A 14,758-nucleotide genomic window follows, 5' to 3' on the forward strand; every position below is an offset into this window, starting at 1 on the left:
GGGAGCGCCCGAAGATAGAATGAGGCAGGGCGCGATTCCCAGGGAGTTTCATGGGGACTGAGCATGGGAACCACCGAACGTACCAAGACCAGTGAACTTGCAATGGCCGCGACGGCATCGGCTCGGATCGAGCGGAATCTCGACATGACGCCCGAGGCGGAACGGTTTCTTTCCTCTCTCTCGCAGCGCATCGGGAAGAGCGAAGGTGACGTGATCCGCCTCGCGCTCGGCATGTTGAAAACCGCCATCGATGCTAAGGACGCAGGTCAGCACGTGGGCGTCGCCGCGTCGTCTGATTCGCTGGATATCGAATTGGTCGGCTTTTGAGGGACATTCATGACGGCTCCCCGGAAGCCGCAGACGGTAGATCTGCTCGCTCAGCTCAGTGAGCAGATGAAAATCGAAGTCAGGTCGGCGGAGACAACCGAGGAGCGTCAATCGAGGCTGAGGCGCGAAGAAGCCGAGGATCTTCACAAGCAACGGATCAGCCTCATCGTTCATGTCTTCGTCATGGTCATGGTGACGATCGGCTTTGCCGTCAGCGCCTATATTGCGATCACTCGCGATCCAAAAACCGGGCTTCCCGACAAGGCGTTGGGGATCATCACCGCGATCGTTGCCGCCGCTTTCGGCTACATGACGGGCAAATCGAGCAAGTGAGTACCTTGTCCAGACTCATCTCGAAACCAAGGCGAGCCTTCCACTCCGGACAACTTCAAGGAGCCTTGGTAGCCGCGTTTGTTGAGGATTTGGGCCGATCCGGGACTTCGGGTGTCTTGTCGAGGAACGCGACGTCGACGTAGCCAATCATCATTTCCTCAAACGTCTGCTCGCCCCAGATGACTTTTTTCGATGGGTCGGGGTTGGCCGGGTTCTTGGACGAGTTGTCGAAGTGCGCCAGGCAATCGATCCGCGTCCCCTTGGGGAGGTGCCGGGGCTTGGTGAGGCGGTAAACGCTCTGCCACGCGAAGTCGTAGCCGGGGACCGACAGGAGGACTTCGCTGTGGCCGTCGGGGAAGGTCGCCGTGTAGCGGAAGCTCTTGCCTCGTAGGTGCATGTGGGGCATGAGACTGTAGAGCTCGCCATCGGTCTCGAAGACGTAGCTCGACCGGACGGCGTGGTTGTCGGCGCCCGGGGGGATCTCGAACCCCGGGTCGAGGATGCCCAAGGTGTGGGCCTCGCGACGCGGAGGCGCCTCGGCGAAGATCAGCGCGATCGACGAGCGATCGGGCCGGACGGTGCCCACCGGCGTGTAGTGCATCTGGATGATGAAGTCGGACCCGGCGGGGATCCGCTTGGCGGTCCCGGCCGGCAGGACCAGCGGCAGGTCGCCGGGCGCGTAGGCGACGAGGTGCGACGCCGGCAGCCGACGATTCTCCGCCTCGCTCCTCGCCTTGTGGTCATCGATCGCCACCAGGACGTGGTGGACGACCGAAGGATCGCCGGGGCGAGCCTCCGCGGCCTGGATCCACTTATCCTCGGTGAATCCGGAAGGGACCCGGAAATACTGATAGGGGACGGCCCCTTGCGCCGGTACGGGATACGACTCGGGCATCTCGATGACGAGGTCGGGCTTGCCGATGGTCCACCCCTCGGGGAACGTCCGAGCGGCCGGGAGGGCCTTCGCGTCGCCGAGCGGGCAACCCTGGTCGACCCAGGCCAGGAGCTCGGCCCGCTGCCGGCCGGTGAGGCTCCGGTCGTTCTCGAAGTTGCCGTGACGCGGGTCGGCGTGCCAAGGGGGCATCCGGCGGTCGTCGACGACTTCGCGGATCATCGCGGCGTGACTTTGTGCGTCGTCATAGGTCAAGAGCGAGAACGGGCCGACCTGACCGTGGCGGTGGCACGACTGACACTTCTGCTGGAGGATCGTCGCGACGGCCGACGCATACGTCACCGCGCCGACCTCGATCGGCTCCCGCGACGCCCGTTCGTCGTGGGCCGCGGCAATCTCCTCGGCGACCGCCCGGACCCTGGGCGTCGACTTCGTGATCACCTCCGGCTTGACCCGATCGAGCGGGCTGCCGACAACCTTCGTGACCGGCATCGCGACCTTACGCCCGGCCAGGACGGCGTCGAGGGCATCAGCCAAATATCGTCGGGCCGGTGCGTCCTTGCTCTCCTCGCGACCGACCTGATCGTCGATCGCCCCCCGGTAGCGAATCTCACGCATCCCCGAGATCACCAGCACCTCGCCCGTCCGCTCGACGAGGTCCAGGTCGGCCAACACATTTCCGGGGTCCTTCAACACCGGGAAAGAGACCCCAAGACGACGGGCATGCTCGGCAACTTGCTCGGCGGTGTCGTGGGCGTTGGAATTGATCGCAAGGACGTTGACGCCCTTGCCCTTGTACGTCTCGGCTAACTGTCCGAGACGTGACAAGGCCTGTTCGTCGGCCGGGTTCGAGACGCCGGTGAACGCCAGGACGACGACATTCTTCGTCGGCTTCTCCGGATTGAAACTATCCGAGAGCTTGACGATGCGACCGGAGCGGACGTCGCGCAGCTCGAAGTCGCCCGCGGTCCGGTAGCTCCCGAAGTCGGGCGGGAACTGCCCCCAGGCCGAGTCTGCACCGCCCGTCACCCCGAGGAACAAACCGCACACCGCGAACCGCCATCGGCGTTGATGAGCCATCAACCCTCTCCCACTTTCGAACGAGAATCCGCGCCGTTCGTGAAAGGACATCCCGCCTTTACTTCGTCGCCCGGGCACCGGATATTGACCCGACAGGATGTCCCTCGATGGGACGCGTCGACTCGCAGTCTTGGCTCGCCCATTCCTGGGAGGAGAAAGCGGTCTGTTTTCACGGCGGTAGGCCGCATCGGTCTCGTTCAGAAGGCCCTCCAGGCATCGGGGTGCGAACATGAACTCTTTTCCTTCCCGCGACTTGGTCCGGCTTCGGCTCGCGGTCTTGCTGGCGGCTTTCTTCGGGACCGCGGCCTGGGCCGAGGAGCTTGCGCCGATCCAATTCCTGGCGGAATGGGGTTCCAAGGGGGCGGGACCAGGCCAGTTTCATTTTCCGATCGGCATCGCCATCAATGCCTCCGACGAGGTCCTCGTCAGCGATTTCTACAACGACCGCGTCCAGAAATTCTCGGTAGAAGGCAAGCTCCTGGGCGTCATGTCCGTTCTGCCCAATCCCGGCGGGATCGCGATCAGTCGTTCGGGCGAAATCTACCTCTCCCATTTCGCCGAGAAGAAGCGGGCGGAACGGACCACGGATCGGATCTCGGTCTATGAGCCGTCGGGCAAGTTGTTGCGGCAGTGGGGCCGGACTGGTAGCGGCGACGGCGAGTTCGACTGCCCGGGCGGGATCGCGCTGGGGAAGGACGGCCGGGTCTACGTCGCCGATCAGACCAACCGTCGCGTTCAGGTCTTCGACCCGGGAGGCAAGGCTCTCTCCAAGTGGGGGGAGTATGGTAGCAAGCCGGGCCAGTTCGGGGGGAAGGTCTCGCGGCTCTCCAGGGTCGGCGGGCCCCAATTCGTGGCGATTGACGCCGAAGGCCATGTCTTCACGACCGAGGGGTCCGAGTGTCGGGTCCAGCAGTTCACCCCGGAAGGAAAGCTCCTCGGGGTCTGGGGCGAAGATTCGGACAAACCGGGCGGCTTCGCCGGCGGCTGGTTGGGCGGCAAGCTGAAAGGGCCCGTGGGCCTCTGTGTGGACGGCGAAACGCTGTGGGTGACCTCCGTCAACGGGCGGGTGCAGCAGTTTACCTTGGGAGGGAAATACCTGAGGGGGCTGACCGAGGAGCCCGGTAGCGAGCCCGGGCAGTTCATGGCCCCGCACGGGGTCGCCCTGGATCGAGAGGGGAATCTCTACGTGGTCGACGCCTTCAACCACCGGGTCCAGAAGTTCGCGACGAGATGATTTGGAATGCGAGGGGACACCATGCCTGGCGGCGTCACGTCGCGGCGTGGTCACTGATTATCAAAGAAATGATTGATTGTGTGTTTCGAGACGAGGTCTTGCCCGCCGGATGACTCAGTCGCCGGATGGATTCTTTCCTTTCCACGCATACATAAACGCCCCCATACCGAACAGGACGAGGATCGCGCCAATCGTGACGGCCAAAGGGCCCTCAATCGGAACCTGACCGGTGCGGCTCATGAGAGTCCGCGTGAACATGACATAGAGGCCAAAACCGAACGGGTAGAGCGAGAGGACCATGAGCATCCGGCGTTCGCCCGGTCCGAGTTTTTTGGGCATGGAGACTCTCGGGTTGCGATGCTCATATCTCTCGAAGGATCGATCCGGCAGGCGGAGTCGGACGTGGGACTCGTCCTAGCTCGTTTCGCAGTTGGCTTGCTCGCGGGCTTGGCGTATTGGGAACGCGCCCTTCTATTTCATTCCGGCGGGGCAAGAGTGCCCCGCATACCAAGCGAATTTCGCAAACCGCCGGTAGGCGGGGCACTCTTGCCCCGCATTTGTGGGCGGTGCATCTGGGAACCGCTCCAGCCGTCGAGCCATCTCATTGGATCAATCGGTGAGTGGCATTTCAACGGTTGCCATCCTGGCACCCTCCCATCCGTTCATTCTACCAGGACATGAGGCTGGGAAGAACGTCAAGCAACGTGTTCGCATAGCGAACGCCCATCATGAAGTGGGCCTCGCCGGCCGATCTCACGATGGCAGGCGAGGCCTTATGGATCACTCTCGTATCAATACAAATTCGGTCGTTGCCGGAAACGATTACACTTCCGAGAGGGGCTTATTCGCGTCGCCGAAGGCGTCGAGGTGGATGTTCATCTTGTCCATCATCGAGAGGTAGAGGCGGCACATCTGGCGGTCGGGCTTGCCGGTGTAGTCGAGGATGCGGCCGGTCTGGATCTTGCCGCCGCCTTTGCCGACCATGACGACGGGGAGCTGGGAGTTGTCGTGGCTGCCGGTCATCATGCTCGAGCAGTACATGAGCATGGAGTTGTCGAGGGCGGTGCGCTCGCCTTCCTGGATGCCGTCGAGCTTGCGGGCGATGTAGGCGAGCTGCTCGACGAAGAACTGGTTCACCTTGAGCCAGTCGGCGGTGTCGGAGTGCGACAACAGGTGGTGGATCATGTAGTCCACCCCGAGGTGCGGGAAGCGGAGCGACGAGTGGTCGTTGTTCAGCTTCAAGGTGGTGATCCGCGTCGTGTCGGTCTGGAATCCGAGCACGAGGATGTCGCACATCAGCCGCATGTGGTCGGCGATGTTCTGGGGGATCCCTTCGGGGGGGCGGGGCATGTTGGGCTTGTCGAGGGTCGGCCGCCACCCCTGGAACTCGCCTTTTTTGCCGGCGTCTTCGATGCGGGTCTCGACGTCGCGGACGGAGTCGAGGTACTCGTCGAGCTTGCGCTGGTCGGTCGTGCTGATCTGCCGGCGGAGGTCCTTGGCGTCGGACAGGACGGCGTCGAGGACGCTCTTGTCGCCGCGCTGGACTTCGTCCTTGAAGAGCCGATCGAAGGCGAGGGCGGGATATTGCTCGAGGGGCGTGGGGGTCGTCGGCGAGCTCCACGAGATGTGGGAGCTATAAAGCATCGAGTAGTTCTTGTGGACCGACGGGTTTGATTTTTCGCATCCGAGGACCAGGCTGGGCACCTTGGTCGAGCGGCCGTAGCGCTGGGCGATGACCTGGTCGACGCTGGTGCCGGAGCGGATCTCGCCGCCGGAGGCGAGCGGGGCGCCGGAGAGGAGGTTGCCGGTCTGCGAGCTGTGGATGTTCCCCTTCTGGGCCTGCTCGTTGTAGAGGCCCTTGATGAAGAGCATCTTGTCGCGGAAGTCGTTGAGCGGGGCCAGGACCTGGCCGAGCTCCATCGACTTGCCCTCGCCCTTGGCCCACCACTCCTTGCCGTGGAAGCCGTTGCCCGAGAAGAGCACCGCCAGGCGGACGGGGGCCTCGCTGGCCTTGGCGTTGCCGAGGGGCTCGTCCCCCCACACGTTGAGCGACTCGAACCAGGGGAGCGCCATCGTGACGCCGATCCCTCGCAGCATGGCGCGTCGGGAGAAACTGTGTGTCGACATAGTCAGCTCCGGTCGGTGGAGGGAGGGCTCAGGACCAATCTTGAAACCGGATCTCTTCTCGAAGAACCAGTTAGTCTGTAGGAGTCTACGACGACACCGCGGGAGGGTTCGGCGAAGTCGAGTGGGCCAGAAACCCGTCTTTTAAGAAAAAAACGGGTTTCGAGACCAGGGCTCATCGTTATTCGTCATCATACGCCGAGTCACGGCCGCGGATCTCGCGGAATTGCCGGCTGCGGAGGATCGTCATGACGGCGGAGACGACGCGGTGGTCGTTCGCCTTGAGGTCGGACTGCATCTCGGCCAGCAGCGGCTCGTCGGACAACTGCACGGCGCGGCCGAGCGAGTAGCCGAGGAGCTTGCGGCAGAACTGCCGGACGAAGGCCTCGCGACGCTCCGAGAGGAGGTAGTTGCGGAGGCCTTCCAGGCCCTCGAACTTGGCGCCGTCCATCGCGACGACGCGGGTGTCGATGGGGCGGTCTCCCAGGTCCTTCTCGCGTCTCCGGCCGATCGCGTCGTAGCGCTCGAGCGAGAACCCGAACGGGTCGATGCGGCGGTGGCAGACGACACACTTGGGGTCGCTGCTGTGCTTCTCGACGAGCTGGCGGACGGTTAGCCCGGCGGTCGCCGACTCGTCGTCGGGGAGGACCGGCACGCCCTTCGGCGGCCTGGGCAGGCGCTCGCCGAGCAGGACTTCGCTGATCCAGTTGCCCCGGAGGATCGGGCTGGTCCGCGACGCCCCCGACTGGGTCGCGAGCGTCGTCGCCTGGCCGAGGATCCCGCCTCGCCCGAACGCTTTCACCCCGTCGACGCGCCGCCATTCGGCGGCCGACTTCGGGGCCTTGTCCAGCGGGATGCCGTAGTGCTTCGCCAAGGGCTCGTTCAGGAACGTGTAGTCCGCGTCCAGGACGTCGAGGACCGACCCGTCGTTCTGGAAGAGGTCGGTGAAGAACCGGATCGACTCCTCGTACATCGAGCCTCGGAGCTCGGCGAACGTGGGGAAGTGCCGCTCGCTCTTCTCATCGAGCCGGTCGAAGTCGACGATGTGGATCCAGCGGCAGGCGAACTCGGTCGCCAGCCGACGCGTCCTGGGGTCGCGGAGCATCCGCTTCGCCTGGGCCTCGAGGGCGTCCGAGTCGTGGAGTCGCCCGGCCGAGGCGGCCTGGTACAGCTCCGCATCGGGCTGCGACGACCAGAGGAAGTAGCTGAGCCGGCTCGCCTGCTCCCAGTCGGAAACCGGCCCTTGCTTCGTGCCCGGGACCGGCTTTTCGGCCCGGTACAGGAATGCGGGCGAGACGAGGATCCGCGCCAGCGTGAGGCGCACCGCCTCGGCGTGCGGGATCTCCTGGCTCCTCATCTTGCGATAGAGAGACTTGAGCTCCTCGGACTCGGCCGTGGTGAGCGGCCGACGGTAGGCCCGCCCGGCGAACTCGAGCAAGGCCTCGAGGTGCTTCGGCTCGGAGGCGGCCAGGGTTCGGCGGAACGCATCCGCCCGGTCGTTGATCGGCTTCCTCATCGGCTCGAAGATCTTCGGGTCGCCGTCCTGAGAGGCGTACTCGAGCAATTGGGCGAAGGCGTCGACCAGCGTCAGCGCGTCCTGGCTCACGTAGTGCAGTTCGTCCCAGAGGCCGTCGAGATAGGCCTTCTGCTTGTCGTCGAGCATCAGGCGGACGAGCTGGTCGTCTTCACGGTAGAAGAGGGTCAGGGTGACGACCTCGTCGACCGGCACGATCTTGGTGTAGCAGAGGACGGCGGGGAAGAGCCGGCGGAAGTCGTCGAAGCCGGAGACGACCCGCTGGCTCGCGCCGCTCCCCTCGTTGGTGAGGACCGGCAAGCCCGGTTGCAGGGCAGGGGGGACCCCGGCCTTGCCGGCGATCGCCTGGACCTGCACGGTCCCTTCGGCGGCGGTGCCGGGTGCGAGGGTGGCGGTCGTGACGAGCTCGCAGCCGGCGGCGAGGTCGGCGGGGAGCCGGATTTCGACGACCGACGGGGCGCGGACGCAAAGACTCGCGGGGTCGACGGCCGAGCCGTCGGGATGCTTGCCGAACGAGGACGGGTCGAGGCACCACCCTTCGGCGTCCTCGTTCGCGGGCATGGGCGTCTCGCCCGGCTGGGCGACCGCCCCGAACGGCTTCACGGGGGCCCCGCTGAAGAGGGGGCCGCCGAGCGAGGTGAGCTGCCGGTAGAGCACGACATCGGGGCCGTCCTTCGCCGGTGCGGAGCCGGCTGAAAGGAGCGATTGGACCTCGAGGGCGAGCTTGTGCCGCTCGTCCTTGTCTTTCGCCGCTTGCCAGCGGGCGAGCGCCGAGCCGGCCGGGATGACGGGTCCGGCCTCGCTGCCTCCCTTGTCGGGCTCGGAGTAGAAGCTCCAGACCTCGCCGTTGCCGAAGCGGTCGGCGTGCGGGTTGCCGGCCAGGACGTCGCCCGAGACATCCGTGGCGAGATCCCAGGTCTTGCCCCCTTCGCCCTCGCCCTTGAGGCGGAGCGAGATCGCGGTGAGGTCGCAGGCGTGGTTGCCGTCGCGAGGGCCGATCAGGAGCGAGACGAGGTCGCCGGCCTGGACGGGGAGATGCTCGATCGGGCCGACCTTGACGGGGGTGGCCCCGTGGGAGACCCCGGCGGCGAGCCGCCTCCGCGTCACTCCACGTCGGAGTTCCAGCGACCAGGTCACTCCGTTACCGCATTCGGGATGGGCATGTGTCACCACGGCGTCGACGCTCAACGCGGTCGTGACCGGGCTCCGCCAGCCGACGGCGGCCTGGAGCGTGGGCGAGGGGTGGACTGCGACGCCATGGGGCGCCATGTTGCCGGGGATGCGGACGTGCTGGTCGGACGCATTAGTCAGCAACTGGGGTAGCTCGTTGGTCCCCCAGCCGTTGATGAACGCATAGCCTCCCACGCCCGCGACCTTGTTCGTGAAGTGTCCCCGGAGCACGACCGTGCCCCCCGACCCGATCCCGAGGTAATCGAGCCAGGCCCGCAAGGCGTCGGCCTCGACCCCGTTGGACTTTGCGAGCGCGTCGACGTCGGCCTGGCCCTGGCCTTCGGCCGCCACCTCGGCGGCTTCGAGGTACTTCGCCGTGAGCGGGAACATGCGCTCCCGGCGTGCGGTTAGCTCGCGGGCGACGCCGCGGACATCGCGCAGGAGGAGGTCGGGCCGGCCGGGCGCGACGAGCCTGGGCCGGTTCCAGACGACGAAGTCGCGGTCATTGCCGTCGCCCGCGTCGGACGCGACGAGCGAGAGGATGACTTCCTTGCCATCCGCCGATGCGGGGACCTTGAGCCGGACTTCTTGCGCCGGGATGACCGGAGTGACCGGCTCCTGCCACGCCTTCGGCCCGCCGACCTTGCCGATGTGGCCGACGGTGGTGAACTTCCAGAGGACCTTCTGCCAGGCGGCGACATCCGCGGCGAGGGATGTCGCGTCGTCGGGCTTCGCCGTCCGCCATCGGGCGCGGAGGCCGTCGAGCAGGAGCGAGGGCTCGGTGCCCGTCAGGCTCGCCCAGAGCGTACCCAGGTACTTGGCATTCAGGCCGTGGGCCCGGGCCACCTCGTCAACGCTCTTGCGGCCCGAGGCGAGGGCTTCGCGGTCGGCCAGGGTCGCGGCGAGGTATTTCTCGAGCGGCAGGCGTCCCCCGCCGTTGGTGTCGAAGACGATCCCCTGGAGGTTCACCTTGTCGCCGCCACCGGACTCGGAGAACTCGGCGTAGAACCCTCGGATCTTCGCGAGGGCCTCTTCGGTCCAGTCCCGGGGCGTGGTGCTCGGCGAGAAGTGGATCCCGTCCGAGAGGAGGACCGCATGGGCCGCGACCTGCTTCGCGGCGTCGAGATACTTGGTGATGAGCGAGGGAGACATCACGAGCGCGTTGCCCGTGTTCGTGAAGCCTTCGCCCGCCGCGCCATCACCGGGGAATTCCCTCGCGGGATCGAGCGAGTCGACCCCCGTCAGGTCGTGGAGCGTATACGTGTACTCGGCGTTGTTGAGCCGGCGGAGCACCACGCGGCCGGGGTCGCCCGCATTGGCCCTGGCCTCGACGGTCAGGTACTCCTTGACCCATTTCTGCAAGCGGACCCGTTCGGCCTCGGTCGGCTGGGGGGCCTTCTTGGGCGGCATCTGGCCGCCGTCGAGCATCTCGCCGACCTTCTGCCAGGTCTTCGCGTGCTTCCGCACCTCGGCCCACGTGGTGAACGCGGTGAGGTCGACGTCGGCCTCCGCCCGGTCCTCGCGGTGGCATTCGTAGCAGTAGCGTTGGACCAACGGCCGGATCTCCGGCCCGTAGGCACCCTCGAGTGCCTTGAGCTCGGTCGCGTCCGCCGCCGGTATCGCCGCCGCGGCTTCCGCCCCGGCACCCGTCGCCCGGCGTGCCGGGAACAGCAGGGACGCGGCGATGGTCGCCGTCAGGAGCATGCCCATGAGGGCTGCCATCCGTATCCGCAAGGACCCGATTCTCATGCCCTCGCCCCCATGCGATCCTCGTGACTCTCGATGTGCCGTCGGAGTTCGTCGCTCGCCTTCGCCACGTCCTGGTCGCGGAGCGCGTCGATGATCCGTTGATGGCCTTCGATCCCGCACTGCCATTCGGCAGTCTTCACGCTATCATGAAACTTCTTGAAGAAGATTTGCAGCAAGTCGTTGAAGGCCACCAGAGGCGCCAGGCCGCTGGCGTCGAGCAAGGCGCGGTGGAAGGCGATGTCCAGCGCGATCCGCTCGTCCAGGTCGTTCGTCGTGGTGAACCGCCCGGCGAGCTGCCGGAGCGACTCGTACACGGCCGGGTTCTCGGCCATCCGCCTCGCGGTGTAGGGCAGGGCGCCGGTCTCGACGACGATCCTCGTGTCGATGAGCTGCCTCGGCGACCCGCTCAAGAGCGCGGGGTGGAACCCGAGGTGCCCCGTGACACGCTCCAGGTTGACCTCGCCGACGGTCAGCCCGACGCCCGTCTTCGACTCGACGATCCCGAACAGCTCGAGCCCCTTCGTCGCCTCGCGGAGCGAGAGCCGGCTGACCCCGAACGTCGCCGCCAGCTCCGACTCGTTCGGCAAACGATCGCCGGGCTTGAGCCCGCCGCTCGTGATATAGCTTTTGAGCCGCTCGACGACGACGTCGCGGATCTTCTGCCGGGGGATCGTGTTCAGCACGTCTTTGCCTCGCCTCCTACGCCGGCCTTGACTCCAGACCGTTAAATTATCAGACAATCTGATCCTGTCAAGCAATTGTTGAGCGTGAGGCGGTCTCTGCGGCCGTCCCATTTAGGACACGCATCCCGAGGCTTTCGTCGAGTCGGGGCGTCCGGTCTCCCTGCTCAATTCTGCCCTGCCTATCTTTCCCCCCGGTACGAGGGGCACTCTTGCCCCGCACTCCAGGCCGAATTGTGACGACCACGCATTTAGAGGATTGCTCCAACGAGGTAACAGCCAGGGCTGTGTCTATGGCCTCGACGTGGCGTCCCGTGACGGACCACCCCGTGATGACTCCCCTATCCGAAAATGGCGCAGTTCTCCTATAATCGGAAAGATGAGGCCGAACAGGAGGACGGATGATCAGCAGTAGTTATAATCTGACCCATTTGAAGATCCTCGAGGCGGAGAGTATCCACATCATCCGCGAGGTCGCCGCCGAGTTCGATCGGCCGGTGATGCTCTACTCGATCGGGAAGGATTCCGCCGTCATGCTGCGCCTGGCGCAGAAGGCATTCCACCCCGGCCGGCTCCCCTTCCCGCTGCTGCACGTCGACACGACCTGGAAGTTCCGGGCGATGATTGACTTCCGCGATGAGTACTGTCGCGAGCAGGGCCTCGACTTGAAGGTCTGGGTCAACCCGGAAGGGAAAGCCCAGAACATCAACCCGTTCGACCACGGGTCGAAGAAGCATACCGACATCATGAAGACGGCGGGGCTGAAGCAGGCGCTGAACCACTACGAGTTCAACGCGGCCTTCGGCGGGGCCCGTCGCGACGAAGAGAAGAGCCGGGCCAAAGAACGCGTCTACAGCTTCCGCGACCGACTGCACCAGTGGGACCCGAAGAACCAGCGGCCCGAGCTCTGGAACCTGTACAACGGCAAGGTCAACAAGGGCGAGAGCATCCGCGTCTTCCCGCTGAGCAACTGGACCGAGCTGGACGTCTGGCAGTACATCCACCTGGAGAAGATCCCGATCGTCCCGCTCTACTTCGCCGACGTCCGGCCCGTCGTCGAGCGCGACGGCACGCTCATCATGGTGGACGACGAGCGGATGCGCTCGCGGTTGTTGCCCGGCGAGGAGCCGATGATGAAGCGGGTGCGGTTCCGCACGCTGGGGTGCTACCCGCTGACGGGGGCGATCGAGAGCAGCGCGACGACGCTGCCGGAGATCATCGAGGAGATGCTGCTCGCGAAGAACTCCGAGCGGCAGGGCCGGGTGATCGACCACGACGAGACCGGTTCGATGGAGCAGAAGAAGCGCGAGGGGTACTTCTGAGATGCAAGCCGTTGACCTGAGTCAGGAAGACATCCACTCGTACCTCGCCCGCCACCAGAAGAAGGAACTGCTGCGCTTGCTCACCTGTGGCAGCGTCGACGACGGCAAGAGCACGCTCATCGGCCGACTGCTGCACGACACGAAGATGATCTACGAGGACCAGCTCGCCGCGGTGAAGCGCGACAGCGAGAAGGTCGGGACCACCGGCGCCGGCGAGATCGACCTCGCCCTGCTGACCGACGGCCTGAAGGCCGAGCGCGAGCAGGGCATCACCATCGACGTCGCCTACCGCTATTTCTCGACCGACCGCCGCAAGTTCATCATCGCCGACACGCCGGGCCACGAGCAGTACACCCGCAACATGGCCACGGGCGCCTCGACGTGCCAGTTGGCCGTCATCCTCATCGACGCCCGCCACGGCGTCATGACCCAGACGCGTCGGCACTCGTTCATCGTCTCGCTCCTCGGCATTCGCCACGTCGTCGTCGCCGTGAACAAGATGGACCTCGTCGAGTATTCGCGTGAGGTCTTCGAGCGGATCAAGGACGAGTACACCGGCTTCGTCGCCAAACTGAATCTGCGCGACATCACCTTCATCCCGATGTCGGCGCTGAGGGGCGACAACGTCGCGTCCAAGAGCGACGCGATGCCCTGGTACAACGGCCCGCCGCTTTTGGATCACCTGGAGACGGTCCACATCGCCAGCGACCGGAACCTGACCGACCTGCGGTTCCCGGTGCAGTACGTCATCCGCCCCAACCTCGACTTCCGCGGCTTCGCCGGTACGGTCGCCTCGGGCATCCTGCACAAGGGCGACGAGGTGATGGTGCTGCCGTCGGGCAAGCGCAGCCGGGTGAAGTCCCTTGTGACATACGACGGCGAGTTGGAAGAGGCGTTCGCGCCCCAGGCGGTGACGGTCACGCTGACGGACGAGGTGGACGTCAGCCGGGGCGACATGCTGGTGCGGCCGGATAGCCTGCCATACGTCGGCAGCGAGATCGAGGCGATGGTCGTGTGGATGGCCGAGCAGCCGCTCGTGCCCGGCCGCTCCTACACCCTGAAGCAGACCACGCGGCAGGTGTCGGCGGAAGTCGCGTCGTTCCGATACGGCGTCGACGTGAATACCCTGGAGCACCGGGCGATCGCCCGGCTGGGTCTGAACGAGGTCGCGCACGTGCAGCTCAGCCTGACGCAGGCGCTGGCGTTCGACCCGTATCCGTCCAACGCCGCGACCGGTGCGTTTATCCTGATCGATCGGCTGTCGAACAATACGGTCGGCGCCGGCATGATCATGGAGGCCGGCAGCGGCCGGGTGCCGGGCGACGTCTGGGCGGCGGAGCCGGCGGAGCGACTCAAGTCGCGCGAGAGCCTCGTCACGCCCGCCGAGCGCGAGCAGCGTTTCGGCCAGGTGCCGGTGACGGTGCTGCTGGTCGGCCTGACCGGCAGCGGCAAGAGTCGGATCGCGTACGGCTTGGAACGTCGCCTGTGGGACGAAGGCCGGGCGGTGACGGTCCTCTACGGCCAGAACATGCGCCAAGGGCTGAACCGCGACCTCGGGTTCACCGCCGACGACCGCTCCGAAAACCTCCGGCGCTCCGCCGAGGTGGCCAAGCTGGTGAACGACGCCGGGGTCATCACCATCGCGGCGTTCGTGGCCCCGCACGAGGCGGTGCGCGAGAAGGCCAAGCAGTTGATCGGCAAGGATCACGTCCTCGAGGTCTACTGCACCGCGCCGATGGAGATCCTCCGGGCCCGCGACCAGAGCGGTGCCTATCGGCTCGCCGACGAAGGCAAGATCGCCCAGATGCCGGGCGTGACCGCCGCGTTCGAAGAGCCGACCTCCCCCGACCTCATCCTCCAGACCGACCAGGTCGGCGTCGAGGAGAGCGTCGAGAGGATCATCGCCCTGATGAAGTCCAAGGGCTTCCTTCGCTAAGCATCCGTCCCGGAACCCGGTTTTTTCTTGAAAACCGGGTTGGCTCATGGGACGAAATCGGATCTGATGATCTGTATATGGGTGCCACGGGTTCCGTCTTCGGGCCCCGTGCGGACCAGGCCCGGCCCAACGCCTCGATCCTCGGAGGGGGCTCCGATGGCCGGCCGTATCAAAGCCGACGGCGACTAGGAGAAGAAGGCCCTGACGGGCTTGATGACTTGCCCATCATGCCATCGCCCGGCTCACGGAATCTCCGTCCGATGACCTTGGTTGACGGTCGGAAGCCCCGAATCGACGAGCCGTGCGTGCCTGCCCGATGTCGCCGGCCGGGCCTGGCCCGCACGGGGTCCGAAGACGGATCCCGAGGCACCCTTGAC

Annotated in this window: 10 protein-coding genes; 5 read left to right on the forward strand and 5 right to left on the reverse strand. The window is 65.7% G+C overall.

Going from position 1 to position 14,758, the window contains the following annotated elements; all coding sequences use genetic code 11:
* Positions 1-63 precede the first annotated feature (63 nt).
* On the forward strand, positions 64-327 hold the full coding sequence (locus ACYOEI_RS14115; protein ID WP_462850143.1) for a hypothetical protein: 264 nt from the start codon (positions 64-66) through the stop codon (positions 325-327).
* A gap of 9 nt (positions 328-336) precedes the next feature.
* Positions 337-660, forward strand: a complete 324-nt coding sequence (locus ACYOEI_RS14120) for a hypothetical protein (protein WP_462850144.1) — start codon at positions 337-339, stop codon at positions 658-660.
* A 55-nt stretch (positions 661-715) separates the two neighbouring features.
* Here ACYOEI_RS14120 and ACYOEI_RS14125 read toward each other — a convergent pair whose 3' ends face one another.
* Entirely contained in the window at positions 716-2,632 is a 1,917-nt protein-coding gene (locus tag ACYOEI_RS14125; RefSeq protein ID WP_462850145.1) for a redoxin domain-containing protein, read from the reverse strand.
* A gap of 229 nt (positions 2,633-2,861) precedes the next feature.
* Between ACYOEI_RS14125 and ACYOEI_RS14130 the strand changes: the two genes are divergently transcribed.
* Positions 2,862-3,866 carry an NHL repeat-containing protein gene (locus tag ACYOEI_RS14130; RefSeq protein WP_462850146.1) on the forward strand — a complete coding sequence of 335 codons (1,005 nt, stop codon included), beginning with the start codon at positions 2,862-2,864 and terminating at the stop codon, positions 3,864-3,866.
* Positions 3,867-3,980: 114 nt separating this feature from the next.
* On the opposite strand, the gene ACYOEI_RS14135 is transcribed toward ACYOEI_RS14130, so the two are convergent.
* The 4 genes from ACYOEI_RS14135 to ACYOEI_RS14150 all read right to left on the reverse strand — a co-directional run bounded on the left by ACYOEI_RS14135 (position 3,981) and on the right by ACYOEI_RS14150 (position 11,126).
* Positions 3,981-4,205 (reverse strand): hypothetical protein, encoded by a 225-nt coding sequence (locus ACYOEI_RS14135; protein WP_462850147.1) that lies wholly within the window; start codon positions 4,203-4,205, stop codon positions 3,981-3,983.
* A gap of 483 nt (positions 4,206-4,688) precedes the next feature.
* Positions 4,689-5,993, reverse strand: coding sequence for a DUF1552 domain-containing protein (locus tag ACYOEI_RS14140; RefSeq protein WP_462850148.1), 1,305 nt, complete (start codon positions 5,991-5,993; stop codon positions 4,689-4,691).
* A 178-nt stretch (positions 5,994-6,171) separates the two neighbouring features.
* Complete coding sequence (locus ACYOEI_RS14145; protein ID WP_462850149.1) at positions 6,172-10,416, reverse strand: DUF1592 domain-containing protein; 4,245 nt, start codon at positions 10,414-10,416, stop codon at positions 6,172-6,174.
* 23 nt (positions 10,417-10,439) lie between these two features.
* Complete coding sequence (locus ACYOEI_RS14150; protein ID WP_462850150.1) at positions 10,440-11,126, reverse strand: FadR/GntR family transcriptional regulator; 687 nt, start codon at positions 11,124-11,126, stop codon at positions 10,440-10,442.
* 398 nt (positions 11,127-11,524) lie between these two features.
* Between ACYOEI_RS14150 and cysD the strand changes: the two genes are divergently transcribed.
* Together cysD and cysN are read left to right on the forward strand one after the other, a co-directional pair.
* Positions 11,525-12,445, forward strand: a complete 921-nt coding sequence (gene cysD, locus ACYOEI_RS14155) for a sulfate adenylyltransferase subunit CysD (RefSeq protein WP_462850151.1) — start codon at positions 11,525-11,527, stop codon at positions 12,443-12,445.
* Between the two features lies 1 nt (position 12,446).
* The gene (cysN, locus tag ACYOEI_RS14160; RefSeq protein ID WP_462850152.1) at positions 12,447-14,381 is read left to right on the forward strand and encodes a sulfate adenylyltransferase subunit CysN; all 1,935 of its coding nucleotides are present in this window, start codon (positions 12,447-12,449) and stop codon (positions 14,379-14,381) included.
* Positions 14,382-14,758: the final 377 nt, after the last annotated feature.

It is taken from the genome of Singulisphaera rosea (assembly GCF_054877945.1).